Source organism: Arthrobacter sorbitolis, from assembly GCF_054510995.1.
Genome location: NZ_JBTNDM010000001.1, coordinates 784,185 through 810,303 on the forward strand (window position 1 = coordinate 784,185; position 26,119 = coordinate 810,303).

The 26,119-nt window shown below is 68.4% G+C and carries 25 protein-coding genes; 13 read left to right on the forward strand and 12 right to left on the reverse strand.

Annotated features, from left to right (window positions below; genetic code table 11):
* Window positions 1–113: 113 nt before the first annotated feature.
* Window positions 114–1,334: a serine hydrolase domain-containing protein gene (locus ACX80K_RS03765; protein WP_459270512.1), complete on the forward strand. Its 1,221-nt coding sequence runs from the start codon at window positions 114–116 to the stop codon at window positions 1,332–1,334.
* Complete coding sequence (gene dacB / locus ACX80K_RS03770) at window positions 1,331–2,908, forward strand: D-alanyl-D-alanine carboxypeptidase/D-alanyl-D-alanine endopeptidase (protein ID WP_459270513.1); 1,578 nt, start codon at window positions 1,331–1,333, stop codon at window positions 2,906–2,908. The genes ACX80K_RS03765 and dacB overlap by 4 nt, the downstream gene beginning before the upstream one ends.
* 62 nt (window positions 2,909–2,970) lie before the next feature.
* Here dacB and ACX80K_RS03775 read toward each other — a convergent pair whose 3' ends face one another.
* The 7 genes from ACX80K_RS03775 to nrdH all read right to left on the reverse strand — a co-directional run bounded on the left by ACX80K_RS03775 (window position 2,971) and on the right by nrdH (window position 9,802).
* On the reverse strand, window positions 2,971–4,095 hold the full coding sequence (locus ACX80K_RS03775; protein ID WP_459270514.1) for an AfsR/SARP family transcriptional regulator: 1,125 nt from the start codon (window positions 4,093–4,095) through the stop codon (window positions 2,971–2,973).
* Between the two features lie 465 nt (window positions 4,096–4,560).
* Window positions 4,561–4,908: a hypothetical protein gene (locus ACX80K_RS03780; protein WP_459270515.1), complete on the reverse strand. Its 348-nt coding sequence runs from the start codon at window positions 4,906–4,908 to the stop codon at window positions 4,561–4,563.
* Between the two features lie 224 nt (window positions 4,909–5,132).
* Window positions 5,133–5,357, reverse strand: a complete 225-nt coding sequence (locus ACX80K_RS03785) for a YegP family protein (RefSeq protein ID WP_459270516.1) — start codon at window positions 5,355–5,357, stop codon at window positions 5,133–5,135.
* 500 nt (window positions 5,358–5,857) lie between these two features.
* Window positions 5,858–6,832, reverse strand: a complete 975-nt coding sequence (nrdF, locus tag ACX80K_RS03790) for a class 1b ribonucleoside-diphosphate reductase subunit beta (RefSeq protein WP_459270517.1) — start codon at window positions 6,830–6,832, stop codon at window positions 5,858–5,860.
* Between the two features lie 63 nt (window positions 6,833–6,895).
* Window positions 6,896–9,055 carry a class 1b ribonucleoside-diphosphate reductase subunit alpha gene (gene nrdE, locus ACX80K_RS03795; protein ID WP_459270518.1) on the reverse strand — a complete coding sequence of 720 codons (2,160 nt, stop codon included), beginning with the start codon at window positions 9,053–9,055 and terminating at the stop codon, window positions 6,896–6,898.
* Entirely contained in the window at window positions 9,052–9,519 is a 468-nt protein-coding gene (gene nrdI, locus ACX80K_RS03800; protein WP_459270519.1) for a class Ib ribonucleoside-diphosphate reductase assembly flavoprotein NrdI, read from the reverse strand. The genes nrdE and nrdI overlap by 4 nt, the downstream gene beginning before the upstream one ends.
* 37 nt (window positions 9,520–9,556) lie before the next feature.
* Window positions 9,557–9,802, reverse strand: coding sequence for a glutaredoxin-like protein NrdH (gene nrdH / locus ACX80K_RS03805; protein WP_104179485.1), 246 nt, complete (start codon window positions 9,800–9,802; stop codon window positions 9,557–9,559).
* Window positions 9,803–10,280: 478 nt separating this feature from the next.
* Between nrdH and ACX80K_RS03810 the strand changes: the two genes are divergently transcribed.
* Complete coding sequence (locus ACX80K_RS03810) at window positions 10,281–11,234, forward strand: LysR family transcriptional regulator (RefSeq protein WP_459270520.1); 954 nt, start codon at window positions 10,281–10,283, stop codon at window positions 11,232–11,234.
* 95 nt (window positions 11,235–11,329) lie between these two features.
* Complete coding sequence (locus ACX80K_RS03815; RefSeq protein WP_459270521.1) at window positions 11,330–12,361, forward strand: SDR family oxidoreductase; 1,032 nt, start codon at window positions 11,330–11,332, stop codon at window positions 12,359–12,361.
* Between the two features lie 112 nt (window positions 12,362–12,473).
* On the opposite strand, the gene metE is transcribed toward ACX80K_RS03815, so the two are convergent.
* The 3 genes from metE to ACX80K_RS03830 form a co-directional block, all read right to left on the reverse strand.
* Window positions 12,474–14,798 (reverse strand): 5-methyltetrahydropteroyltriglutamate--homocysteine S-methyltransferase, encoded by a 2,325-nt coding sequence (gene metE / locus ACX80K_RS03820; protein WP_459270522.1) that lies wholly within the window; start codon window positions 14,796–14,798, stop codon window positions 12,474–12,476.
* Window positions 14,799–14,856: 58 nt separating this feature from the next.
* Window positions 14,857–15,753 (reverse strand): methylenetetrahydrofolate reductase, encoded by an 897-nt coding sequence (locus ACX80K_RS03825; protein ID WP_459270523.1) that lies wholly within the window; start codon window positions 15,751–15,753, stop codon window positions 14,857–14,859.
* 225 nt (window positions 15,754–15,978) lie between these two features.
* Window positions 15,979–17,100 carry an App1 family protein gene (locus ACX80K_RS03830; protein ID WP_459270524.1) on the reverse strand — a complete coding sequence of 374 codons (1,122 nt, stop codon included), beginning with the start codon at window positions 17,098–17,100 and terminating at the stop codon, window positions 15,979–15,981.
* A 228-nt stretch (window positions 17,101–17,328) separates the two neighbouring features.
* Between ACX80K_RS03830 and ACX80K_RS03835 the strand changes: the two genes are divergently transcribed.
* The 6 genes from ACX80K_RS03835 (at window position 17,329) to fmdA (ending at window position 21,892) form a co-directional block, all read left to right on the forward strand.
* Window positions 17,329–17,682, forward strand: coding sequence for a hypothetical protein (locus ACX80K_RS03835; RefSeq protein WP_459270525.1), 354 nt, complete (start codon window positions 17,329–17,331; stop codon window positions 17,680–17,682).
* Window positions 17,683–17,834: 152 nt separating this feature from the next.
* Window positions 17,835–18,218: a hypothetical protein gene (locus tag ACX80K_RS03840; RefSeq protein ID WP_459270526.1), complete on the forward strand. Its 384-nt coding sequence runs from the start codon at window positions 17,835–17,837 to the stop codon at window positions 18,216–18,218.
* A gap of 68 nt (window positions 18,219–18,286) precedes the next feature.
* Window positions 18,287–18,928 (forward strand): HD domain-containing protein, encoded by a 642-nt coding sequence (locus ACX80K_RS03845; RefSeq protein WP_459270527.1) that lies wholly within the window; start codon window positions 18,287–18,289, stop codon window positions 18,926–18,928.
* 58 nt (window positions 18,929–18,986) lie between these two features.
* On the forward strand, window positions 18,987–19,850 hold the full coding sequence (locus ACX80K_RS03850; protein WP_459270528.1) for a hypothetical protein: 864 nt from the start codon (window positions 18,987–18,989) through the stop codon (window positions 19,848–19,850).
* A 461-nt stretch (window positions 19,851–20,311) separates the two neighbouring features.
* Window positions 20,312–20,602 (forward strand): FmdB family zinc ribbon protein, encoded by a 291-nt coding sequence (locus tag ACX80K_RS03855; protein ID WP_459270529.1) that lies wholly within the window; start codon window positions 20,312–20,314, stop codon window positions 20,600–20,602.
* 33 nt (window positions 20,603–20,635) lie between these two features.
* On the forward strand, window positions 20,636–21,892 hold the full coding sequence (gene fmdA, locus ACX80K_RS03860; protein WP_459270530.1) for a formamidase: 1,257 nt from the start codon (window positions 20,636–20,638) through the stop codon (window positions 21,890–21,892).
* An 84-nt stretch (window positions 21,893–21,976) separates the two neighbouring features.
* Here fmdA and ACX80K_RS03865 read toward each other — a convergent pair whose 3' ends face one another.
* Window positions 21,977–22,381, reverse strand: a complete 405-nt coding sequence (locus tag ACX80K_RS03865; protein ID WP_459270531.1) for a VOC family protein — start codon at window positions 22,379–22,381, stop codon at window positions 21,977–21,979.
* A gap of 505 nt (window positions 22,382–22,886) precedes the next feature.
* Here ACX80K_RS03865 and ACX80K_RS03870 point away from each other — a divergent pair.
* The 3 genes from ACX80K_RS03870 (at window position 22,887) to ACX80K_RS03880 (ending at window position 25,548) form a co-directional block, all read left to right on the forward strand.
* On the forward strand, window positions 22,887–23,516 hold the full coding sequence (locus ACX80K_RS03870; RefSeq protein ID WP_459270532.1) for a hypothetical protein: 630 nt from the start codon (window positions 22,887–22,889) through the stop codon (window positions 23,514–23,516).
* A 20-nt stretch (window positions 23,517–23,536) separates the two neighbouring features.
* Entirely contained in the window at window positions 23,537–24,952 is a 1,416-nt protein-coding gene (locus ACX80K_RS03875) for a pyridoxal phosphate-dependent decarboxylase family protein (RefSeq protein ID WP_459270533.1), read from the forward strand.
* A gap of 194 nt (window positions 24,953–25,146) precedes the next feature.
* Window positions 25,147–25,548 (forward strand): hypothetical protein, encoded by a 402-nt coding sequence (locus tag ACX80K_RS03880; protein WP_459270534.1) that lies wholly within the window; start codon window positions 25,147–25,149, stop codon window positions 25,546–25,548.
* A gap of 55 nt (window positions 25,549–25,603) precedes the next feature.
* On the opposite strand, the gene ACX80K_RS03885 is transcribed toward ACX80K_RS03880, so the two are convergent.
* Window positions 25,604–25,966, reverse strand: a complete 363-nt coding sequence (locus tag ACX80K_RS03885; RefSeq protein ID WP_459270535.1) for a cupin domain-containing protein — start codon at window positions 25,964–25,966, stop codon at window positions 25,604–25,606.
* Window positions 25,967–26,119 lie beyond the last annotated feature (153 nt).

Here is a 26,119-nt window from a genome sequence, read left to right on the forward strand (position 1 = left end):
TGGCCGACCCTGGACAGGACTAGGTTACGGGCATGCGTTTCCACCGATCCGTGCCGCGGCCCTCTGCGTCTGACTGACCAGTTCCGCGGTGCTGACGACTGAAGGAGCTGCTCGTGACGGGAAGCACCGCACTATCGGGCCGCCGCGCACTCGCCGTCGGCGCCAGTGCCACCAGCCTCGCCGCCGCGGTCCTGCTGACGGGATGCCTCGGGGCATCGCCCGGCGCTCCACCCACGGCGTCCTCGACGGCTGCCTCGACTGCCTCCTCGGCCGCCGAACGCCCTGCCGCGCCGCAAGGGGAACTACCGGGCAGCCTGCGGACCGGTCTCCAGGAGACCGTCGAGCAGACGATGGCCGAGTACGGGGTGCCCGGCGCTGCCGTCGGCGTCTGGATCCCCGGGGAAGGCACATGGACGACCGTCGCCGGTACGGCCGACATCGAGAACGCCGTCGCCGTGGACGCTGCGATGCAGTGGCCACTGCGTAGCATCACCAAGTCCTATACCGTGACGGTCGTCCTGCAACTCGTCGACGAGGGGGTGATCTCGCTCGACGACACGATCGACGAGTACGTCGAGGGTGTGACCGACGGCGACCGGATCACCCTGCGCCAGCTCGCCGGGATGACCAGCGGCAACGCCGACTACACCAACGAGGACTTCGTCGACGCGTTCTCCGAGGATCCGGAGCGCATCTTCACCCTCGAGGACCTCAATGGGTTCATGCTGGGCAAGCCCGCCCAGTTCGCACCGGGCGCAGAGAAGGTCTACACCAACGCGAACACCAACCTGCTCGGCGCCGTCGTCGAGCAGGCGACAGGGCGACCGTTCGACGCCGTGCTGCAGGACCTCATCCTCGAGCCGCTCGGTCAGGCCGACACGGAGTACATCGTCGACGAATCGACGTGGGACACCGCCCACCCGGTGGGCTATGCGCCCGACGCCGAGGGGCCCGAGCCGCAGGCACCCAACCTGTCCGTCTTCGGGCCCGCAGGATCGATGGTCTCCACGCTCGACGACGGACGCGTGTGGGCGGAGACACTCGCCACCGGCGCGCTGCTCGAGGAATCGACCCAGGCGGAACGCCTCGTCGGGGCACCCCTCGACGCCGGCCCGCCCTATGATCTCTACGCGCTCGGCATCGGCGGGACCGGGGGCTGGTGGGGTCACAACGGTGAGGGCTTCGGCTTCACAGCCGCCCTCTTCCACCAGCCGCACACCGGTGCATCCATCGTGGCCTTCATGAACCTGTCCAACGAGACCTCCGGCGCCCATCCCGCCGATCAACTCTTCCGTCGCCTCGCGGCCGTGATCGAGAGTGGAGCAAAGCCATGATCCGACGTCTTCGGAGAACGACAGCAGCGGCGGCTGCGCTGGTGCTTCTCGGCGCAGGAGCGACGGCCTGCAGTGTCCAGCCCGCCTCCGACGACGGGCGAGCCGCGTCGCAGGTGCCGGCTGCGGCGCTGGAGGTCATGGACCAACCGGAGTACGCGAACGGCCGGTGGCAGATCAGGGCCACCGACCTGGACACGGGTGAGGTGCTCGTCGACCTCGACGGGGACAGGATGGCCGAGCCGGGCTCGTTCGTGAAGACCTACAGTGCGGGTGCGGCGTGGCTGACCTGGGGGCCGGATCACACCGTCACCACCCCGGTGAAACGGATCGGCGAGGTCGTCGACGGGGTACTCCAGGGCGACCTCGTCCTCGTCGGGAAGGGAGACCTCACGATGGGCGGGCGGACGAAGCCCGATGGCACCGTCGACTACACGGATCTCGACCACAACGATGCCAACCCGATTCCCGGGGCCACGCTCACGACGGAGGACCCGCTGACGGGATTGAACGATCTCGCCACGCAGGTCAAGGCCTCCGGGATCGACGCGGTCAACGGAGCCGTCGTCGTCGATGATCGACTCTTCGCGGGCGAACTGGCGGGAGAGCCGATCACCCCGATCATCATCAACCAGAACCTCCTCGACCTCCAGATCACGCCGGGAGAGGCCGGCGAACCGGCGACGGTCGAGCTGACCCCTGCCGTCGGGCCGTGGCGGGTGGTGAGCGACATCCGGACCGTTGCTGCCGGCGAACGGGCAGAAGTGACCGATCCCGTGTCTGCTGGGGGCGGTGAGATCGTGATCAGCGGTACGATCGCCGCCGACAGCGACCCCCAGCTGAAGGTGCTCGTGCTGGAGGACCCCGCGACGTTCGCCCGCACGGCGTTCATCGAGGCACTCGGGAGGGCCGGCGTCTTGGTGCCCGACGACGCGACCGCCGTGAACTCGACCGCCGCCCTCGCGCCGCAGGCCGAGATCGACGCGCTTCCGTCCGTGGCCGAGCTCGAGTCACTGCCGCTGGCGGAGGAAGCCACCTATGTCATGAAGATCAGCTACAACCGCGGTGCGCAGACCTTCGTCTGCCTCCTGGCCGTGGAGACCGGCGAGGACGACTGCAGCACCGGCATGGGCGAGGCCGGCCGCATCTGGAAGGAGGCCGGCCTTGACACCACAGGGGCCTCCCTGATCGACGGCTCGGGCCTGGCCGGCAACTACATCACGGCCGACAATGCCGTGCAGGTCCAGGCGATCATGGCGGACCGTCCGGACGCGGGGCGCTGGCGGGACACCCTTCCGGTCCTGGGCGTGGACGGCTCACTGTCGACGGTGCAGGTCGACAGTCCCGCTGCCGGGAAGGTGTTTGCCAAGACCGGCACCCTGGCCGGCGGCGACTCGTTCAACGGACGCCTCCGACTCGCCACCAAGACGCTCGGGGGCGTCATGGAGACCGAGAGCGGCCGGAACGTGGCGTTCACGATCATCATGAACCAGGGGTTCGCAGACGGCATCGAAGGGGTGTTCAAGGCGAACGACGACGTCGGGGCGGTGGCGGCGGCCATCCAGCAGGGGTTCTGACCGGACGGGCGCCGACCTCGAGGCCCAGGTTCGTCAGCGACTCAGCGGTGCCGTAAACATGGTCACAGGGCGTTCTCAGCAGCGATGTGGGCATGGCCGTAACGGCCGAGGAGGAGGACGCAGCCGAGCATCGTGAAGGAGAGCAACGTCTGTCCGTTGGGCACGGGCGCTGTCGCGCCGATGACGAGCGCTGCGACGAGCATCAGGACCTGAGTGATTTTCAACGTCGGTATCCGGCCGCTTGTCGGGTGCGGCTGAGGACGGAGTCGAGGACCCATAGGGGTGCCTTCGACGTCGAGGCCTGCGCCTTCCGTCCGTGCAGGAGGGACGTCTCCGCGGAGTGGGCGACTCGGGCAGATGAGCATCTCGGGAGCCCCGGACAGATCATCCTCTGCCGCCGCAGGCCGGCGGAGGATCCGGACCTGAGGGGCCCGCACGGCCGAACCAGGGCTGCGTGCCGGCTTTCGGTGGAAGGTTCGCCGACATCGGCCGTGCGCCGTCAATGCTTCGGCGTGGAGCTCGACCCGTTCGTTCGCCCCGACGGGCGCCCCCCAGGCTCGCTCGTCCAGCTCGTCCAGCTCGTCCAGCTCGTCCGCGCTAGGAGCTACCGGCACCGACCTGGTGGCCTCCGACGGAAGATCCAGGGCACTGGCGATGTCGTCCACCCGGGGCTGCAGCTCCAAACGCTGCGAGGCGGTCTGCAGCCGTGCCTTGATCGCCCAATCCGTCACCGTCCCGTTGCCCGGCAGCGGTGCCGGCGACAGATCCAGTGCGCGGTGCAGGAGCGGGTAGGCGACCGCCGGGGGCGCAGAACCGGCTTCGCGGACCAGATGGTGGAACAGGTCGAGATCGGAGTCGGTGAGCGCAGGATCAAGGAGATAGCCGCCGTTCCTGCTCCGCAGCGGCCCGGTTCTCGTCCGGCCGGGCTGGACGAGTCGTCGCACGTGGGAGACGTAGCTCTCAAGCGTTTGCAGCACACCGTCCGGCGCTTGGTCACCCCAGCGGAACTCGATCAGCCGGTCGATCGAGATCTCGGCGCCGGTGCCCCGCAGCAGTATCTCCAGGATCTGCCGTGGCTTGCACCCACCCCTATCGGTCGACGTCAGGACAATATCGTTGCGCCGCACTTCGAAACTGCCGAACAATCGAACAGAGACGATCGGTGTGACCCCAGCGGTCGGTTCCATGCCATGCTCCGGTATCGAATATCGCGTCGCAAGCAAACGCTCGAGAGTGGAGAATTCACCGTCCGAAGACGCTCCCCTGCTGCCACGCCAACTGTGGCATCCGCTAATTGCGCCGAACAATGAATTCCGTCACTCGACTTCCACCGGACCATCGATTCGCGGGGTCCCGCGACTTGCACCGGAGTAACAGCGAGTGGCACGCAGGTACCGATCCGGCAGCCAGGCGAGTAGCCGCTCGGTGCCCGAAGCGACAGATACTTGCGGGAGCCCAGCCGAACTCGCCGGCCGGTGTGACAGGCGGACCTGAGGTGATGGCCCAGCTCAATGCCGGGGCCGCGTCTGCCCTACCGCCCCGGCACGGGACCCGGAGAGGGAACTCGAAGAGGCCGGCGGGATGGACGCCGTCCCCATGAATTCCCGGGATCGTCGCATCGCGTCATTTTCCTCCGGCCGACCCGAGGGGGCTCAGGCGTCGGAGAGCTTACGGTCATCCAAACCTTGGCGCGCTGCAGGGTTTTCGAGTACCGCCTGCGCGGCGCGCGCCCGGGAAAGAAGTCGGTCGAGTCTGTCCAGGTCCAGTGCAGCGGCAGTGTGCATCCGTTGAGCATCGTCCTGATTGTAGGACCCGGTTCCGAGGTTCCGGAGCGCGTAGTGAACCGTTCGGGCCAGCGCGATCCGTTGGTACTCCAGTGAAGCCACGTGTCGTCGGACCGCTGTGAGGTCGGCAGGAATGTCCGTGCCCACGTCGTCCTCGAGGTGGGTCGAGGGAAGTTCGACCTCGTGGAAATGGAACTGTCCTGATTTCTTCATCATTTCTTTTCGCTATCGGTAGTTCACCCGGACCCGGTGTCCGCCGCTGATCCTGCTCGGGATCACCGCAACGCTCGAGATTCTCAGGTGTATGCGATGACCGGCGGGATTTACCTGCCAGAGTCGGGGCCGCGCAGATCGACAGTCTCCAAGGCGGCAGCGGTGAAGGTCCGAGCCTCGATTGTCGGCGGATCACAGGTGGGCCGAGGGTGCCTGAAGGACAGGTGTCAGGCGGCGCCGGGCTTCTCCACCACTTCATCATGAGGAGTCGATGGACAAAGGTCCGTGATCAAACCCGTTCCGGCGCATTCACGGATGGCATTGATCCCCTCGACGGCGGACGCCTTGTCGGAGAACTGCCCGGAAACGGCTACGACCTCCCCATCGGGAGCCTTCAGTCTGAACACGAAGGCAGTACCTTCGTCCTGGAAAAGCTCGAACGTCCCGGCCATGGCTGCCTCCTGTGGTCGCCCGGGCAGAAGGACCGCTCGGGCTCGTCATCTGATTCGGAGTGTCCCGGTGCTTACCAGTCGATACGACACCGGGACAAGCCCCCAAATGTGACCCCAGCCACACGCTTCATATGGTATATGTCTCATCCTGTACTGGCGAGTAACCCCGCCGAGAGCCTGCACTCCATGCCGCGCAGGATGCGTACCGGCTACCGCCGCTTGTCCGCACCCTGCTTCTACCTCGAAAAAGGGCACTGTTGGGCCGGCTCGAGAAGGATCGACACCGAGGCCGGCGGAGCATCGTTCCCAACCTGGTGAACGGCTCTTCCACGGGAAGAGAACAGCCGCATCGGAGAAACTCCGATGCGGCTGTCCAAGCTTCAGGCCGAGCCCGTGCTCCACGGCGATCCCCGTCACAACCGGGCGACGCGCGCCGACGAATCCCTATCTGCTCCAGTTTCCGGGGGTTGATCCGTCAGGTTGGGTTCTCACCCGAGAACCTAGAAGTCCCAGTCCTCGTCCTCGGTGTTCACGGCCTTGCCGATCACGTACGAGGAGCCCGAACCCGAGAAGAAGTCGTGGTTCTCATCGGCGTTCGGTGACAGCGCCGAGAGGATCGCCGGGTTCACGTCGGTCACGGAGGCGGGGAACATCGCCTCATAGCCGAGGTTCATCAGCGCCTTGTTGGCGTTGTAGTGCAGGAACTTCTTGACGTCCTCGGCCAGGCCGACGGAGTCGTAGAGGTCGTGCGTGTACTGGACCTCGTTCTCGTACAGCTCGAAGAGCAGCTCGAACGTGTAGTCCTTGAGTTCCTGGCGGCGCTCCGGCGTCGCGCTCTCCAGCCCGCGCTGGTACTTGTAGCCGATGTAGTACCCGTGCACGGCCTCGTCGCGGATGATCAGGCGGACGAGGTCGGCCGTGTTCGTCAGCTTCGCACGCGAGGACCAGTACATCGGCAGGTAGAAGCCGGAGTAGAACAGGAACGACTCCAGCAGCGTCGAGGCGACCTTGCGCTTCAGGGGATCGTCGCCACGGTAGTAGTCCGTGACGATGTGCGCCTTCTTCTGCAGGTTCACGTTCTCCGTGGACCACCGGAACGCCTCGTCGATCTCCTTGGTGGAGGCCAGCGTGGAGAAGATCGACGAGTAGCTCTTGGCGTGGACCGACTCCATGAACGCGATGTTCGTGAGGACGGCCTCCTCGTGCGGCGTGAGGGCATCCGGGATGAGGCTGACCGCTCCGACCGTGGCCTGCACGGTGTCGAGCAGCGTGAGGCCGGTGAAGACGCGCATGGTGAGCTGTTGCTCCTCGGGCGTCAGGGTGGCCCACGACTGCACGTCGTTCGACAGCGGCACCTTCTCGGGCAGCCAGAAGTTGTTCACCAGGCGGTTCCAGACGTCCACGTCCTTGTCGTCCTGGATACGGTTCCAGTTGATGGCCTGGACCTGGTCGACGAGCTTCAGCTTCTCGCTCATGGTGTGTTCCTTGCTTGGGTGGTGTAACGACGGGAAGGACTGCGGGGAACTACATCTAGTTGCCTAAAGCATGCAACTGACGCAGCCCTCGACCTCGGTCCCTTCCAGCGCGAGCTGGCGGAGACGGATGTAGTAGACGGTCTTGATGCCCTTGCGCCAGGCGTAGATCTGCGACTTGTTGATCTCGCGCGTGGTGGCGGTGTCCTTGAAGAACAGCGTCAGGGACAGGCCCTGGTCCACGTGCTGCGTGGCAGCGGCGTAGGTGTCGATGATCTTCTCGTAGCCGATCTCGTACGCGTCCTGGTAGTACTCCAGGTTGTCGTTGGTCAGGTACGGGGCCGGGTAGTACACGCGGCCCAGCTTGCCTTCCTTGCGGATCTCGATCTTCGACGCCACCGGGTGGATGGACGACGTCGAGTTGTTGATGTACGAGATCGACCCGGTCGGCGGGACGGCCTGCAGGTTCTGGTTGTAGATGCCGTGCTCCATGACCGAGGCCTTCAGGGCACGCCAGTCCTCCTGCGTGGGGATGTGCACGTCGGCGAACAGCTCACGCACGCGCGGCGTCGCAGGCTCCCACACCTGATCGGTGTACTTGTCGAAGAACTCGCCGGAGGCGTACTTGGACTTCTCGAAACCGGCGAAGCGGCGTCCGGTCTCGATGGACATCAGGTTCGACGCCCGGATGCAGTGGTACACCACCGAGTAGAAGTAGATGTTCGTGAAGTCCAGGCCCTCGTCGGAGCCGTAGTGGACGCGCTCACGGGCGAGGTAGCCGTGCAGGTTCATCTGGCCGAGGCCGATGGCGTGCGAGGCGTCGTTGCCCTTGGCGATCGAGGGCACCGAGCTGATGTGGCTCATGTCCGAGACGGCGGAGAGGGTGCGGATCGCGGTCTCGATGGTCCGGCCGAAGTCGGGCGAGTCCATGGTCTTCGCGATGTTCAACGACCCGAGGTTGCAGGAGATGTCCTTGCCCACCTGGTCGTAGGACAGGTCCTCGTGGTAGGTGGTGGGCTCGGAGACCTGGAGGATCTCGGAGCACAGGTTGGACATGATGATCTTGCCGTCGATCGGGTTGGCCCGGTTCACGGTGTCCTCGAACATGATGTACGGGTAGCCGGACTCGAACTGGATCTCCGCGAGGGTCTGGAAGAACTCACGGGCCTTGATCTTGGTCTTCTTGATGCGGGCGTCGTCCACCATCTCGTAGTACTTCTCGGTGACCGAGATGTCGGAGAACGGCATGCCGTAGACGCGCTCGACGTCGTACGGGGAGAACAGGTACATGTCCTCGTCGCGCTTGGCCAGCTCGAACGTGATGTCGGGGACGACGACGCCGAGGGACAGCGTCTTGATGCGGATCTTCTCGTCCGCGTTCTCGCGCTTGGTGTCGAGGAAGCGGTTGATGTCCGGGTGGTGGGCGTGCAGGTACACCGCTCCGGCACCCTGGCGGGCACCGAGCTGGTTGGCGTAGGAGAAGCTGTCCTCGAGGAGCTTCATCACGGGGATGACGCCGGAGGACTGGTTCTCGATCTGCTTGATCGGCGCGCCGACCTCGCGGATGTTGGTGAGGGCGAAGGCGACGCCGCCGCCGCGCTTGGAGAGCTGCAGGGCCGAGTTGATGGACCGGCCGATCGACTCCATGTTGTCCTCGATGCGGAGCAGGAAGCAGGAGACGAGCTCGCCGCGCTGGCGCTTGCCGGCGTTGAGGAAGGTGGGGGTGGCGGGCTGGAAGCGGCCGTCGATGATCTCGTCGACCATCTGCGTGGCGAGCTGCTCGTCGCCGCGCGCCAGGTGCAGGGCGACCATGCAGACACGGTCCTCGTAGCGCTCGAGGTAGCGCTTGCCGTCGAACGTCTTCAGCGTGTACGAGGTGTAGTACTTGAAGGCGCCGAGGAAGGTCTCGAAGCGGAACTTCTTCGCATAGGCGCGCTTGAAGAGGTCGCGGATGAAGTTCATCGTGTACTGGTGGAGCGTCTCCCGCTCGTAGTACTCGTTCTTCACGAGGTAGTCGAGCTTCTCCTCGAGGTCGTGGAAGAACACGGTGTTGTTGTTCACGTGCTGCAGGAAGTACTGGTGCGCAGCCTCACGGTCGGCGTCGAACTGGATCTCCCCGTTCGCGCCGTACAGGTTGAGCATGGCGTTCAGCTCGTGATAGCCCATGTCCTTGAAGCGGTCCACCGCGGCTGCGGGTACGCCCGTCTCCGTCTCTGCAACACTCATGTCCAAAACTCTTCCAATCCTTTGGTTACGCGGTCCACGTCCTCGGACGTGCCCATGACTTCGAATCTGTACAGCACCGGCACGTCGCACTTGGCGGCGACGATGTCAGCGGCAAGGCAGTAGGTCTCACCGAAGTTGGTGTTCCCGGCCCCGATGACCCCCCGGAGGAGATCGCGGTTCTGCTCGTTGTTCAAGAACTTGACGACCTGGCGGGGTACCGCACCCTTGCCGGTGATCCCCCCGTACGTGGGGAGGACCAGGACATAGGGGCCGGTGGCCCGCAGCGTGGGCTCCTTCGTTAGCACCGGCATGCGGGCGGCCCGGATTCCCAGCTTCTGCACGAAGCGGTGGGTGTTGTCGGAGACCGACGAGAAGTAGATCAACGGGGCATCGGTGACCGGCCCCTCCGTAGCCCCGATCGGGGGTACGGAGGTGGCCTGGTCGTCCACGGCGAGGGCGCTCATGCTGATGCCGCGCTGTAGGGACCCCGGAGGGTTCCGGTCAGGCTACGGAGCTGACGAGGGAGTCGGCGAGGGCACTGATCTTGTCGGGGCGGAAGCCGGACCAGTGGTCGTTGTCGGTGATGACGACGGGGGCCTGCATGTAGCCCATCGACCGGACGCGCTCGAGCGCCGTCGGGTCCTGTGAGATGTCGACGCTCTGGTAGGCGATGCCCTTCTTGTCCAGAGCGCGGTACGTGGCGTTGCACTGAACGCAAGCCGGCTTCGTGTAAACCGTGACGGTCATTTCTTGGTCCCCTTTTCCTCATACGGCTGCTGATCTTCCACCAGCAGCGTGCTGTCGGGGCATGAGCGGCGCGGCCCCGGAAATGGGGAAGAAATCTGGGGTTTCTCGCACCTTGCGGCTCATGCTGTGCAGCGACTGTTTCTGTCCCTCGATACTACATCTAGTACGGACCGTTGGGACAGACCCCTACATGATGTATTACAAGTATGGCATTCGGGGAGTGAGTAGTCCACACGATGTCCACAGATCAGCCCCCGGCGGAAGCCCGGAAACCCGCCGATCCGGCCCTGTTCGAGGGCCTCGGTCCACATGGTGTGGAGTACTTCCACACAGGCGCAAGAAATTCTCGTGTCGTGTTCTTCCGGCGTGTCGCGTCGGCCGCGGCAAGGTGCGGGTACGCCGGCGCTGCGTCTCCGCAGCGGGCTCCTCGTCCGCCCCGGTAGGCTCGACCTCCGGACGGACGAGGAGGAGGTGCTGCATGGTCAACCCGGTCCACCTGCGGACGCTGCTCGAGGTCCTCCGCCACGGTTCCTTCAGCGGGGCTGCCACGAGCCTCGGCTACACGGCGTCGGCCGTGTCCCAGCAGATGTCCGCGCTCGAGCGCGACACGGGCGCGGTCCTCTTCCTGCGCTCCGCCCGGAGCGCCCTCCCCACGGACGCAGCGCTCGCCATGGCGCGACATGCCGCGAAGGTCCTCACGGACATCGACGCCCTGCTCGCCTCGACCGTGCGCGCCGGGTCCGGACCCGCGCACGAACTCCGGCTCGGGATCTTCCCGAGCCTTGCGACGTTCGCCCTGCCGCGGCTGCTCCGGATGCCCGAGTGGCAACGGCTCGGGGTGTCGCTGCGCCTGTTTGTCGGGGAACCCTCCCACGCCATCCAGGGGCTGCGTACGGGAGGCGACCTGGACCTCGCGCTCGTCTACCAGGTGGGCCAGGCCGGCCTCGCCTGGCCGTCGACGCTCAGCCGCCAGTGGATCGGCGACGACGACTTCCGGGTCATCCTGCCCGCGAGCTGGGGTATCCGCAGCGGCTCACGCGTCACCGCGGACCAGCTCGCCGACATGCCGTGGATCATGCACCACCCGGGAACCGCCGACGCCACGGTGATCGAGCGGCTCTTCGCGAGCTGCAACCTCCATCCGAGGATCGCCGCGTACTGCGACGACTTCAACGCGAGTCTCGAACTCACCGCCGCAGGCCTCGGCGCGGCGCTCGTGCCCGAGCTCGCCATGGTCAACCGGCCCGACGGCGTCGTGGCGCTCGACGTCCCGGAGATCCGGCTCGCCCGCAGCATCTTCGCCCTGCGCACGGGCGACGCCGACGACGCGCGGGTGCGGCTCTTCATGGACCAGCTCGCCGACATCCTCCGGAGCCAGAGCATCGGGCCGAAGCATACGGCTCCGGGATACGCACCCTCCTCCGACCGCTGACCGGCCGATTGCACGCGTCGTGGCCTGTCCGTAGCTTCGGGACAGGGCGGGCTCCCGTCCGCCGGCCATCCGGACCCTGTCGAGGAGGAAACCCCATGCGGATCAAGAACAGCGTGGTCGTCATCACCGGTGCTGCGAGCGGCGTCGGGCGCGAGACGGCCCTGCACTTCGCCCGTCGCCGGACGCAGCTGGTCCTGGCGAGCCGGCGCGAGGAGGCGCTCGAATCGCTCGTCGCGGAATGCGCGGCCCTCGGCTCCCCGGCCATCGCCGTCCCCACCGACGTGTCGGAGTACGACGCCGTCCAGGAGCTCGCGAGCAGGGCCGTCGAGGAGTTCGGACGCATCGACGTGTGGGTCAACAACGCCTCCGTGGCGTTCTTCTCCCCGTTCCTCGACGTCCCCCTCCGCGACTTCGAGAGCGTCATCGACGTCAACATCATGGGCTACGTGTACGGGGCCCGCGCCGCGCTCGAACGCATGCAGGACCAGGGCTCCGGGGTCATCGTCAACGTGGCCTCGATCGTGGGCGTCATCCCCCAGCCGTACACCTCCGCCTACTCCATGTCGAAGGCCGCCGTGCGGGCGCTCGGCGTGAGCCTGCGGTCGGAGCTGATGCTGGCGGGGAAGAAGCACATCCACGTGTGCACCGTCCTCCCGCCCACCATCGACACCCCGTTCTTCCACCACGCCGCGAACTACACGGGCCACCGCATCATGGCCATGCCCCCGGTGTACAGCGCGGACCGCGTGGCGAGCGCGATCCTCGACGTCGTCGGGACCCCGGTCCGGGAGGTCGCCGTCGGGCGCATCGCACGCTCCATGGTCCGGCAGCATCGGCTCATGCCCGGCCGGCTCGAGAAGGTCATGGCGGTGCAGGTGCAGCACGGCCATCTGTCGAAGGAGCCCGCGCAGGACTCGACGGGAAACCTGTACGGCCCCTCACTGGACCCCTCCGACGCGGCGGTCACCGGCGGCTGGAGCGGACGGCGCCGCACCGCGCAGCGGATGGTCCTCGGCACCGCGCTGGCAGGCGCCGGTGCCGTCGTCTTCGGTGGCAGGCTCAGGGCGGCCGGGCCGGCCGTCGTCGCGGCCGCTTCCGCTGCCGCGCGGTCCCTGCGGAGTCCATGATCCGCGTGCCCCTGCGGAGTCCGTGACCCGCGTGCCCCTGCCGAGTCCTGATCCGCGTGCCCCTGCCGAGTCCTGATCCGCCCGTCCGGCGTCGGGTGGTACCGGACGGTCCCTAACCGCGGATCACCGCCGCCGCCGCCCGCACGGACCGGGCCGCGTCCACCAGGTTCCGCAGCGACTGCTCCACCTCCCGGTACCCGCGCGTCTTGAGCCCGCAGTCCGGGTTCACCCAGAGCTGCGCGGCCGGGACGTGCCGGACGGCGCGCTCCAGCAGCAGGCGGATCTCCTCGGCGTCGGGCACGCGCGGCGAGTGGATGTCGTACACGCCGGGACCCACGCCCCGCCCGAAGCCGTGGTGCTCGAGGTCGTGCACGACCTCCATGCGGGACCGTGCGGCCTCGATGGACGTGACATCGGCGTCCAGGCCGTCGATCGCCGCGATCACGGCGCCGAACTCGGAATAGCACAGGTGGGTGTGGATCTGGGTCGCGGGAGCCACGGAGGACGTCGCCAGCCTGAAGGCCCGCACCGCCCAGTCGAGATAGGCGGGCTGGTCGGCATGGCGCAGGGGCAGGAGCTCCCGCAGCGCCGGCTCGTCCACCTGGATGATGCGCGTCCCGGACCGCTCGAGGTCCTCCACCTCGTCGCGCAGGGCGAGCGCCAGCTGGAAGGCCGTGTCGGCCGGCGGCTGGTCGTTCCGCACGAAGGACCAGGCGAGGATCGTGACCGGGCCCGTGAGCATCCCCTTGACGGGCCTGTCGGTGAGCGACTGGGCGAAGGACGTCCAGGGCACCGTGATGGGTGCCGGCCGGGCGACGTCCCCCCACAGGATCGACGGGCGGGTGCACCTCGAACCGTAGGACTGCACCCATCCGTGCTGCGTGACGTCGAAACCGTCGAGGTGCTCGGCGAAGTACTGCACCATGTCGTTGCGTTCGGGCTCCCCGTGTACCAGGACGTCGAACCCGAGCTCCTCCTGCAGGCCGACGGCGTGCCGGATCTCATCCTGCAGCACGGCCTCGTAGTCGCCTGCCGGGAGTGCGCCTGCCGCCGCCCGCGCTCGGGCGGACCGGACGCCGGGGGTCTGGGGGAAGGAGCCGATCGTGGTCGTCGGCAGGAGCGGCAGGTCCAGTGAGGCCTGCTGGGTGGCCCGCCGCTCCGCGTACGGGTGCCGCTCGAAGTCCGCCGGAGTGAGCGCGGCGGCGCGCTCACGGACGGCAGGGACGTCGACCCCGCGGGCGCCGCCGCGCTCCGCCAGGACCCGTGTCGCCGCGTCGATCTCACGGTCCACGGCCCCGGGATGCGCCGCATGCCGAGCGAGGACCGTGACCTCCCGGACCTTCTGGTCCGCGAAGGACAGCCAGGAGCGGAGCCGTGCGTCGAGCGCCTGCTCGGCTCCCGTGTCGTGCGGTACGTGCTGGAGCGAGGTCGACGTCGCCACCGACAGGGCGACGCCGTCCGTCCTCAGGGCGTCGATCGCCGCCGCCGCCGCCCGGAGGTCGGCCTTCCACACGTTGCGCCCGTCGACGACCCCCGCGACGAGCGTCCTGCCCCGCAGCAGTGCGAGATCCGCTGCGGCCGGCGGAGCACCCCGGACGAGATCGAGGTGCACGGCGTCGACGGCGGTCGCGGCGAGCGCCGTCAGCCGCGTCCCGGGCGATCCGTACGGCGTGGTCACGAAGACCGCCGGGCGTTCCGACGTCTCCGTGAGCAGGCTGTAGGCGCGCCGCACCGCACCCTCGATGCGGTCCTCGGAGTGGGTGGAGTCGGCGACTAGGGCGGGCTCGTCGAACTGGACCCAGCGGACGCCCCGACCCGCGAGGCGGCGGAGGAGTTCCGCGTACAGGGGCAGCACGTCGTCGAGGCGCTCGAGCGGGTGGAAGGAAGCGCGGGAGCCCTCGGCCGCCTTGCTCAGGAGGAGGAACGTCACGGGTCCGATCAGCGTGGGACGCACACGGTAGCCGGCCTCGGCGCCCTCGTCCGCGTCGCGCAGCAGCGTGCCCGCGGACAGCACGAACGGTGCCTGCTCCCCGATCTCGGGGACGAGGTAGTGGTAGTTGGTGTCGAACCACTTGGTCAGCTCGAGGGGAGGCCGCTCCTCGTCCCCCCGCGCCAGGGTGAAGTACGCGTCGAGGCCGAGGGCGCCGTCGTCGTCCGGGAGGTCCGCGAAACGGTCGGGTACCGCGCCGAGGACGACGGCGGTGTCGAGCACCTGGTCGTAGAGGGAGAAGGACGCGGGGATGGCGCTGCCGTGCGGGTCGAGTCCGAGATCCGTCAGCCGGGCGTAGCCGGCCTCCCGGATCCTGCGCGCCTCACGTTCGAGGGTCGGCGCGTCGGCCTGGCCGGCCCAGTACGCCTCGAGCGCCTTCTTCAGTTCGCGGCGCGGCCCGATGCGCGGGTAGCCGATGATCGTGCTGCGCGGGAAGGGGACGGACACGGGATCTCCTGACGGCTGTCGTGGATGGGAGGCGGCGTCCCTGGTGGCGCTGCCGGTGCTACAGGGAGGCGGCGAGGCCGGCCTGCGGCGGCCGCTCGAGGTCGAGGGCGTCGAGGACGTCCAGCGCGGCAGCATGCTCGTTGAAGGTGTAGAGGTGGATGCCCGGAGCGCCGTCGTCGAGCGCCGCCCGCGCGAGGTCCACGGTGGCCGCGACACCGACGCGACGGCGCTCCTCGTCGCTGCGTGCGCCGTCGAGCCTGTCCCACAGGCTCTGGTCGACGTCGACACCGGCGAGGCCGCTCAGCTTCTTGAGCCGCCGCGTGCTCGTGAGCGGCATGACCCCGGGGATGATCGGCAGGGTGACGCCGGCGCGGCGTGCCCGGCGGAGGAGGCTCGCGTAGTCGGAGGACCGGAAGAACACCTGCGTGATCGCGAAGTCCGCGCCTGCGGCTTCCTTCGCGAGGAGCACCTCGATGTCCTGCTCGACGGTCGGCGAGTCCGGGTGGCGCGTGGCGTATGCCGCGACGCCTACGGAGACCCGGCCGGCCGCGAGCTGAGCGGTGTGCTGCGCCTCGACCTCACGGATCAGCCGGACGAGGCCGTCGGCGTGCTCGACATCGCCCTCCTGCACCCCGCCGTCCGGCGCATCGCCGCGGAGCGCGAGGATGCCGCGGACTCCCCCGCCGATGAGCCGGTCGATGATCGCCGCCAGGTCCGAGCGGCTGCTGCCGACACAGGTCAGGTGGGCGAGCGGCTTCAGCGTGGTCTCGGTCAGGAGCCGCCGCAGCAGGTCGATCGCGGTCTCCCTGTTGCTCCCGGCCGCGCCGTAGGTGACGGACACGAAGTCGGGACGCGTGTCCTCGAGCCGGCGGACGGTCGTCCACAGGGACTCCTCCGCCGCGGCGTTCCGCGGTGGATACAGTTCGTAGGACAGTGCCGGGTAGGACGGTGACATCGGGTCCTTCTCGTACGTGCCGTCCATCGCCCCGGGGGCGGCGCTGTGGCGGGAGGTCGGGACTGCCGCGGAGGGCCACGGCTCTGCGTACGACGGTCAGGCCCGCCCGGGGGTACCCACGCCCCCCGTCGACGACCCGCTGCAGCTAGGACCACACGCTACGACAGTCCCGGGACGGTCATCAAGTACCGGCGGAAGAATGACGCGGGGTATCCACCCCGGGACTCAGGTCCCTTCGGTCTCCTCGGGCACCTGGGCCTCCTCCGGGACATCGGCCGTACGCGCGTCCTCCTGGATGATGCCGAGCTTCACGAGCTGCGCGGACATCCCCGCACCGTCGGGGGCGTAGATCCAGGGGATGCCGGGCATCGGCCGCACCCCGGTCTTGGAGCGCCCGCCGGCGAGGACCGCCTCACCCGTGGAGAGCTGACGGATCGCGATGGCGCGGACGTTCTGCGGGTGGCGCTGCGCGAACTCCGAGTAGATCGCCTCGTCGTGCTGGCCGTCGTCGCCCACCAGCAGCCACTTCATGGTGGGGAACTCCTCGGCGAGGCGCTCGAGCGACGTCCGCTTGTGGTCCTGGCCGCTGCGGAACCAGCGGTCCCGCGTAGGCCCCCAGTCCGTGAGCAGCTTCGGGCCCGCCGGGTACAGGTTACGGGAGAGGAAACGGGACAGGGTCGGCGCGACGTTCCACGCTCCGGTCGAGAGGTACAGGACGGGCGCGGAGGGAAGCGTCCGCACGATGCGCTCGTAGAGCACCGCCATGCCGGGCGTCGGGGTCCGGGCATGCTCGTCCAGCACGAACGTGTTCCAGGCCGCCAGGAACGGTCGTGGCAGGGCCGTCACCATGACGGTGTCGTCGATGTCGGAGACGACGCCGAACTCCGTACCGTCCGCGACGATCCGCACCGGCGCCTCGACGGTCTTCGACTCCCCGGACTGCACCGAGATGGTGTGCCAGCCGGAGGCGAGGGTCACGGGGATGCGGGCATCCACCACGCCCCCGCGGTCCGCCTCGACGTCGTGGACGGTGTCCCCGATGGTCACGTGGACGACGGCGTGCGCCACGGGCGCGCTCGTGAAGTTGCGCCACCCCCGCATGCCCTCCTGCAGGGGCTTGAGCGGACCGGCCTCCGAACCGCGTCCCGTGTCCCGCGGATCACTGAGGACGACGCGCGCGAGCACCCGCACCCACGACGTCGTGCCGTACCCCGTATAGGGGATGACGGTCTCGACCCTGCCGCGCCGGATCGCCAGGCGCGTCTGGAACCGCAGCCAGGCATCGTCGAGGCGCATCGCCACGTGACGCTCCCCTCCGGTCGCGGAGATGGTGCTGCTCGGGGACATGGACGGGGTGTGCGGCTTCGCAGAACGGGGACACATGCGTTCCAGTCTGGCACGGGAGTCCCCGCCGGACGAGGTATCGCGGGTCGCGCCGCGCACGGGGAGACCCACACGCGTGGACAGGTAACGGGCGGCTAACAACTTGCGTCACGGGATCACGGTGTCTTGTAGCGGGGAACCGACGGCTGCGACTCTGGAGCCTCCAGTCGGCGAACGATCATCGGGGGACCCATGGCATACGAGGAAGAACTGATCGGCGTCCGTTTCAAGGAGGACGCGATCCTGCGCGAGTGGGACAGGGCCGCCTTGGACGATCCGGGCACCGCCGCTGCCGACCTCGCGCACGCAGTGCTCTTCGGCGGCGCGCAGTCCGCCCTCGAAGCGGTCGCGGCCGGAGGCATGGGCCTCACCGTCGACCACGCGCGGGCCCTGCACTTCGCCAACGAGATGGCCGCCCTGCGGCACTACGCACCCCTGATCGCCGTCGTGGACGGTCTCCCCGCGCTCGCTCCGGGCGTCCGCACGCTCATCGACAGCCTGCCGGGCCGCGGCCTGTGGGACGGCCAGCCGGCCTGGGCGCTCTGACGCTTCCGTAGCCGACCCATCCGGTCAGGCGGGAGCTTCGAATATCGCTCGGCCGCTGCCTCCTGCGCGGCCTGCCGCCGGTGGCGGCCCGATCGATGTCCCGACCGTACTACGACGTGCCGTGGGGAAGGCATGGAAGGCGCTGGACGGGGATGGATACGAACGTGGTGCACGACCGTCGCGCGCAGGCACCCGCCGAGGACGCCGCCAGATTCTCGGTCACGGTCCTGCCGTTCGTGCTCCGACTCCGGTGGAGTCCGCGCCTCGTGATCGACCGGGCGGATATCAGCCGGGTCGGCTCCGCGATGGTCGCCTCCGGAGGATCGGCCCTCCCCCTGCTGGTGGAGGTGTCCGCTCTCGAGGAGGTCACCTGGGATGCGCGGTCGGCGATCCTCGCCTACACGCATCCGGCGAGGATCGCGATCGTGGGCTCGGACCCCGTGGACCTCGTGCTGACGGCGTTCGCCGTCAGATCGTCCTCGGAGACCCGGTTCTTCACCGACCGCGACGAGGCCGTGCTGTGGTTGCTGCAGTAGCCACACCGTGTGGCCGACGCCGGAGCACCTCCCGCTGAGCGCCGCGCCGCATCTGCGATGATGTCGCCATGCAGCTGCACGACTTCACCGCACCCCGTACGCAGGCGGCACGGGCCGCCTTCGAGCTGGCAGCCGCCCACCACTCGCCCGCGGTACTGAACCACGTGGTCCGGTCCTGGCTGTGGGCCGAGGCGTTCGCGCTCGTGGAGGACCGGCAGGGTGTCGACCATGAACTGCTGTACACCTCCGCCGTGCTGCACGACATCGGGCTGGTGCCCGCCTTCGACAACGTCGCCCTCCCGTACGAGGAAGCCGGCGGGCACGTCGCGGTCGCCCTCACCGCGGGCGCCGGCTGGGCCCCCGACCGACGCCGTCGCGCACTCGAGGTGATCGTGCGGCACAACTGGCCGTCGGTGGATCCCGCGATGGACGTGGAGGGGTACCTCCTGGAGACCGCGACGGGCCTGGACATCAGTGGCTCACGACCCGATGCCCTTCCGGGGGACTTCGTCCGTGAGGTCCTGGCCGCGTACCCCCGCCTCACGCTCGGGCAGGAGTTCACGGCGAGCGTGACGGAGCAGGGCCTGCGCAAGCCGACGACGGCAGCGCAGCGGCTCGTGCAGGGTGGCGTCGCGGGGAAACTGGCATGCCACCCGCTCGAAGGTGCGCCGACAGCCACCTGGGCGGGCGGCCTCCCGGACGAGCGGTGAGGGCGGCAGAAGGATAAGCTGTCCGTCGTGGGCGCTGGGTCCACAGACTGGGGGAATCATGAGCAAGCCCTTGAAGCGGACGCTGTGCTTCGCCGTCCTCGTCACGCTGGGCGGCCTGACGATCGGTGTGCCGGCGGCGTCCGCGGCCGAGGTGTGCACGACGCTCCCCAGCGGCGCCGTCGACTGCGTGCCGGAGGGCTCGGGGGCCGTGGTGAGGACGCCCCTCCCGCTCGCGCCCGACCCCACGCCATCGATCCCCGTCATCCCGGAGCCGACACCTGGACCTCCGACGGACCCCCCTGTGACTCCGACGCCAGACCCCACCCCGGATCCCGTTCCCACGGTGCCCACTCCCGAGCCCCCACCCCCCGCGCCGACGCCGGCGCCGACACCCGAACCTCCCGCACCCGTCCCGGAAACCCCTCCGACGCCGGAGGCTCCCCTTCCCGTGCCGCTCCCGGTCCTGCCGGTCCTGCCGGTCCTGCCGGTGGAGCAGTTCCCGCAGGTCGGGCCGTCCATCCTCCCACCGGAGGCGCCGGTGATCGTGCCCGACATCGTCGACGAAGCGCCGACGGAGGAGGCCACGGAGGTGGTCCCGCCGAGGAAGGCGACCCCGAAGGCGACCCCGAGCGCCGAGCCGTCCCCGTCGGCGATGCCCCGCGCGTCCGCGTCGTCCTCCGCGACACCCGACCCTGCGGCTGGTGCGATCGACCGGGCCGATTCCCGGCAGGGACCGAACATCCCTCTGCTGGCTCTCCTGTCGGTCGTCATCCTCGGATGCCTGACAGGGCTCGTGAAAGTAGCGGGTTTCCCCCGGCGTGACGCATCGGAGGGATCCCTCGACCACCTGGGGATCATGGAAGGGCGGGTCTCGGGACATCGTGCCGATACGCTCCAACGGGGCCGGCGCGAACGCCACTGACCCCCGGCAACGGCCCCGACCCGCCGGCCCTGCACCTGCAGGGTGTCCACCGATATCCGCCTTCCTGCCGCACCTGGTCGGGACGGGGATTTCCACGGGGAATGATCCGGCCGGCGTAAGTGCTGCAGGCCTGCTGGAGCTCTCCCGGCCATGGCCTCGTCGTCCCACGGAGCGTTGACAGCGAATATCGGCCGGACTAATGTCGCCGTCACCACTGAATTACTCTGCTGCCGTCCGCTATTCCTGCACCGGTTTTCCCGATAGCGGTCCGCTTCATGACGATTGTCTCCATGACAGCGTCGTCGACGGGCGGTGACGAACCACCCGTCCCACGGTCCCACTCTTCGTCTCGCGAGGGAACGCCATGACCGGTGTTGGTCCGCCCTTCATCAGCGTGAACCGACGAGCGCGGTCCGATCGTGCCCGCATGAGTAGGGACCCGGGGAAGGACGGTCCGCTGCATGCCGATCTATGAGTACCGCTGCCCCCGGTGTGCCGTCTACGAGGTCATCCGCCCGCTCGGGGCCGCCCCCGACGTGGAGGCCTGTCCGACCTGTGGACAACCGGCCCGGCGGCGCATCAGCGCCCCCCACCTGTCGAGGACGAACACCCCTTCGTCCAGGCTGATCGATGCGGCCGCGCGCAGCGCGACCGAACCCGACGTGATCACGGGAGGAATTCCTCCCTCGGGCGCCCGCAGCACACCCGCCTTTTCGGTGAATCCGCTGTCCAGGAAATTGCCGCGGCCCTGATCCTGGTACGCGGCGTCCATCAAAGGAGACGAAATGCCCGACGTCATCTTTCCGCTCGACTCGACGAAGAAGTTCGAGGACCAGGAGAAGATCGGACACAACCGGTGGCACCCGGAGATCCCCCCGGTCGCCACGGTGAAACCCGGCGATTCCTTCAGGGTCCACTGCCGTGAATGGTTCGACGGTGCGATCGTCAATGACGACTCCGCCGACGACATCCTCGATGCACCCCTGCTCACCGTCCACAAACTCTCTGGCCCCTTCGCCGTCGAAGGGGCCAGACCGGGAGACCTCCTCGTCGTCGACATCCTCGATGTCGGTCCGATCCCGCAGGAGGATTCAGGCCCCCTGGCAGGGCAGGGATGGGGCTACACCGGCATCTTCTCGCGCAACAACGGCGGAGGCTTCCTCACCGACCAGTTCCCCGACGCCTACAAAGCCGTCTGGGACTTCAGCGGTCAGGTGGCGACATCCCGCCACGTGCCGGAGGTGTCCTATGTGGGGCTCATCCACCCGGGCCTGATGGGCACGGCCCCCTCCGCCGGGTTACTGGCGAAGTGGAACCGGCGTGAGGGAGACCTCATCGCCACGGATCCGCACCGGGTACCGCCACTGGCCCTGCCACCGGAGGCAGGGCATGCCGTTCTCGGAAGCCTCCCGGCGGCGGACTTCGACCGTGTGGCCGCGGAGGCGGCGCGGACGGCACCGCCCCGGGAGAACGGCGGCAACCAGGACATCAAGAACCTCTCGAAGGGCTCCCGGATCTTCTACCCGGTGTTCGTGGACGGCGCCAACCTGTCCCTCGGTGATCTTCATTTCTCCCAGGGCGACGGCGAGATCACGTTCTGCGGCGCCATCGAGATGGGCGGCTTCATCGACCTCCGGGTCGACGTCATCAGGGGAGGGATGGAGACCTACGGGGTGAGCGAGAACGCCATCTTCATGCCCGGCATCGTGGACCCCCGGTACAGCGAGTGGATCGCCTTCTCCGGCACGTCGGTGACCCTCGACGGCGAGCAGCGCTATCTCGACTCGCACCTGTCCTACCAGCGCGCGTGTCTGCATGCCATCGACTATCTGACCAAGTTCGGCTACAGCCCGGAGCAGGCCTACCTGCTGCTGGGCTCGGCGCCGATCGAAGGCAGGCTCTCGGGCGTGGTGGACATACCGAACTCCTGCTCGACGGTCTACATCCCCACGGCGATCTTCGACTTCGACGTCCGTCCCTCGGCGGCCGGCCCGCACAGGATCGACCCCGGCATGGGTGCCCCGAGATCGAGCAACACCTAGTCCCACTCCCGACCACCGGATCCGGGTGAAGGCGCCGACCGGCCGTCGCGGGCCAGGGCCGCCATGACGGGTGCCCGGCCTGCCTCAGGGTCTGCGGTCGGTGATCTGCTGGATGATCCAGCGGTTGCCGTCGGGATCGGCGAAGGAGCAGAAACCGACATTGTTCAGGTCGTCGTCGGGCAACCGGGGCCTGAGCCCGTCCGGCGCGTACACCTCGATCTCGGACACCGGCACCCCGCGTGCGGTGAGCTCACGATGGGCCGTATCGAGGTCGGCGACCACCAGTTGCAGGCCCTCGAGGGATCCGGGTCTCATGCCGGTGCGATCCTGTCCGATCTGGATGGAGCAGCCCGATCCGGGCGGCGTGAGCTGGACGAGCGTGCCGTCGAGGTCGAAGTCGACGATGAAGCCGACCTGGTCGGCATAGAAGGTTCTGGCGCGCTGTACATCGCTGACAGGCACCGAGACGACTTCGAGGGTGTACCTCATGGCGTGGCTCCGATCCGTCCGTCCGTCCGTCCGTCCCGGAACCGGGCTCGGATTCCTGCGTCCTGCTCGTGGATCTCCACAGCGGGGTCCTCGCCTCGACCCGCGGCGGAGGCCGACGGGGCTTCCCCTGGGCATCGGCTCCGGCCGGTTGCCTGCCTCCCCGAGGACGACCCGTAGGTCTCCGGCGGTCGATCGATGCCGAGGTCTTCGCTGTACCAGCCCGCACGGGATCCGGGATCCCGTGCGCGGAAGACCAGGCCACCGATGCCCTCCACCCTTTCCCTGCGCCGACCCTACTCCGACCTGACGTCGATGCGCCGCGTTCGCCGGCCTCGTGGACGTCTCAAGACCGTTGACGGCACCCGCGAGCGGGAATAGCATGCCGGTGTCGGCGTCCCCTGACGCCCTCGAGGAACCATCACCGGTCTCGTCGCCTAGCAGGCAATGAATCTCATTCATCAGGCAGGACACCGGACGCGTGATCCTGCGATGCCAAGGAGTCACCGTGAAAGACCTCAGAAAATTCCGCTGTCTTCCCCTGCTGCTCGCCCTCACCTTCGCCGCCGGGGTCGCACCCGCCGGAGCCGATACCGCCGAGGAACCACTCTCGCCGCCGCCGGAGGACACGGGCGGTGAGTACGTGCCCGTTCCGGCAGACTATTACGACGAGGTGAGGATCGATGCTTGCGGCGAGACCATCACGCTGGACTCCGGAGACGTCCGGGAGGTCGAATGGAAGGTGAACGTGAAGCGGGACGGCAGCACCGTCATCCGGTACCGCGGGGACGCCACGGTCGACCTCTACCGCGAGTCCGGCGAGATTTTCGTCGATGAGCTCGACATCTCGGGTCGAGGTTCGGAGCGCATCTCGGCGGACCAGAGGAACGTCTCCGTCTCGCTCGGGGCGTCATCCATCATCTGGCCGTTGAGCTCCGTCGAAGCCGGCGCGCTGGCCGACGCGGGGTTGCCGGAATTCTTCTACTTCGAGGAGGGCCGCCTGACGATCGACGTCGAATTCTCGGAGGATTCCGAGGTCCTGGAGCCCGTCTCCGTCGAAGTCGTCAAGAACACCACCCAGTACGTGACGGACGTCTGCGACCTGCTCGATCACTCGGAGGAGGAGCACGCGTCGTGACGCGGGCCTGACGAGCAGCCATGTCAGCATCCGAGGAGAGCTACAGCGACGCCCTGACCGCGGCATTCCGTTACGCACGCCAGTGGCTGGAAAGCCAGGAAGAGCGGCGTGTCGGCCCGAGGCTGACCGCGGCCGAGCTCGCCCCGGCTTTCGGTGGTCCCCTTCCGCGGGGCGGGACGCCGGCGGCGGAGGTCGTGACGTTTCTGGCAGAACAGGCCGAACCCGGTCTCATGGCGATGCCGTCCGGGCGGTTCTTCGGCTGGGTCATCGGCGGCACGTTGCCTGCTGCCCTGGCGGCGGACTGGCTGGTCAGCGCCTGGGACCAGAACACCGGGCTCCGGTTCGCCACTCCTGCGACGGCGGCCATCGAGGAGGCCGCCGGCCGGTGGCTACTCGAACTCCTGGGCCTTCCAGCCGAGGCAGGGGTCGGCTTCACCACGGGTGCCACCATGGCCAACTTCACGGGGCTGGCGGCGGCTCGGTGGCGTCTGATGGCCGACGCCGGCTGGGATCTCGACGCGGAGGGCCTCGCCGGAGGACCCCGGATCCGCTGCTTCGTGGGTGAGGAGCGGCACGACACGATCGACCTGGGCCTTCGATACCTGGGGCTGGGCCGGCCGACGGTGGTGCCTGTCGACCGGCAGGGCCGTATCGACCCCGGTGGACTGGACCTCGCCCTGACGGATGCCCGGCGGGAAGAGCCCGGCGCAGCGGGCCGTTCCCCGTTGCTGGTCTGCCTGCAGGCCGGGAACCTGCACTCCGGCGCCTTCGATCCGTTCCGGGAGGCGATCGCCGTCGCCAAGGCGCACGGCGCCTGGGTCCATGTGGACGGCGCGTTCGGGCTGTGGGCCGCCGCCGTGCCGGAGCTTGCAGCCCTGACCTCGGGGATGGACGGCGCCGATTCCTGGGGCACCGACGCGCACAAGACGTTGAACGTGCCGTACGACTGCGGGATCGTGGTGGTCCGCGACGCCGTGGCCCTGCGTGCTGCCATGGGTGTGCACACCAGTTACCTGATCCAGGAGGCGGACGGCCCGGCCGACCCCTTCGAGACCGTTCCCGAGTTGTCCCGGCGCGCCCGCGGGGTACCGGTGTGGGCGGCACTCAAGTCACTGGGTCGGGACGGCGTCGCCGATCAGGTCCGGGGGCTCGTGTTGCAGGCCCGACGCCTCGCGGAACAGCTGGCCGAACTGGACGGCGTCGAGGTGCTCAACGACGTCTCCTACACCCAGGTCTCGCTGACCTTCGGCGACGACGCGACGACGCGTGCGGTGACCGCCCGCATCATCGCCGACGGCCGCGTCTGGATGTCCGGCTCACGCTGGCAGGACCGCGACATCCTGCGGATCTCGGTGAGCAACTGGAGTACCGACGACGCCGACACGTCCGTCGCTGTCGACGCGGTACGCGATGCGCTGGCGGCCGTCCGGGGCTGACCGACCGGACGGACCGGCAGCAGGCCCCTCCGATCCCGGTGCCGGGCATTCGTCGGGCATTCGTCGGGCATGGTCGACCTCGGAACCTGCCGGCCACCGGCGCGGCAGCGTGCAACACCCTCGCCTGCGGCGTCGCTCCGCCGGGCCGCGGACCTCGGGCGGCTAGGCTGACGGGAGCCGATGGAAGGGGCAGGATGCCGCACGGACGCACGGACGAGGACTGGTCGCGCATGATGGAGGCCGCTCGGAACATCATGGTCCACACCGCCCGCCGGCAGGAGCTGATCGCCTACTCGGACCTGAACCGGGACCTCAGTGCGGACGCAGGCACGCAACCCTTCGACTCCCCGCGGGATGCCGACCGGAACGCGCTGGGTACGCTGCTTGCCGACGTCGTGAAGGACGACCTCCTGCACAGCCGCTTCATGCTGTCGTCCGTGGTGGAGGTCTCGCACGGTGACGGACCCGGCGAGGGCTTCTACGCCCTCGCCGAGTATCTCGACCATCTCGAACCAGGTGCATCCGCGGTGCGGAAGCATGAGTTCTGGATCGAGCAGGTGAAGCTGACCCACGATCACTACAGGCGGCGCATCTAGAGGCGCCGGCTCATGCGGTCGGTGACCCGCGGGTCTGTCGTGCCCGGTCCCGGGTTCAGGGTTTCGCGTAGTCGGCGAATCCCTGCCAGTCGATGAAGACGCAGGGTGCGTCCCCCACTACCCAGGCGTCGTGCCCCGGGGCCATCGTGGCGAAGTCACCGGGCCCGTACTCCATCTCCTCGCCGTCGTTCATGACGACCTTCATCCGACCCGACACGAAGTACCCCACATGGGCGGCCTGGCAGCTGTCGGTCTTGGCGATCGGCTTGACGTGCTCCGACCACCGCCAGCCGGGCTGGAACGTGGCGCGGCCCACCGCACCCTGTTCCGGATTGACGAGTTGAAGGTGGCCCGTGCCGCCTTCGAAGGGACGCGTCTCCTCGGGCGCATCGAGACTCTTCCGCATCAGACCTGACATCGTGACCTCCTGTGATGGGTACTGCTTCCTGCGGGTCGGACTCCGGTGACTGTTCTTGGGTGACCTTCACCCGGACCGTTCACCGTGGCGACGGAGCTGAGCGGGGCGGGCAGGGGTGTTTGCGCCTCTCACGTGCATCCCTGCGGCACCGCT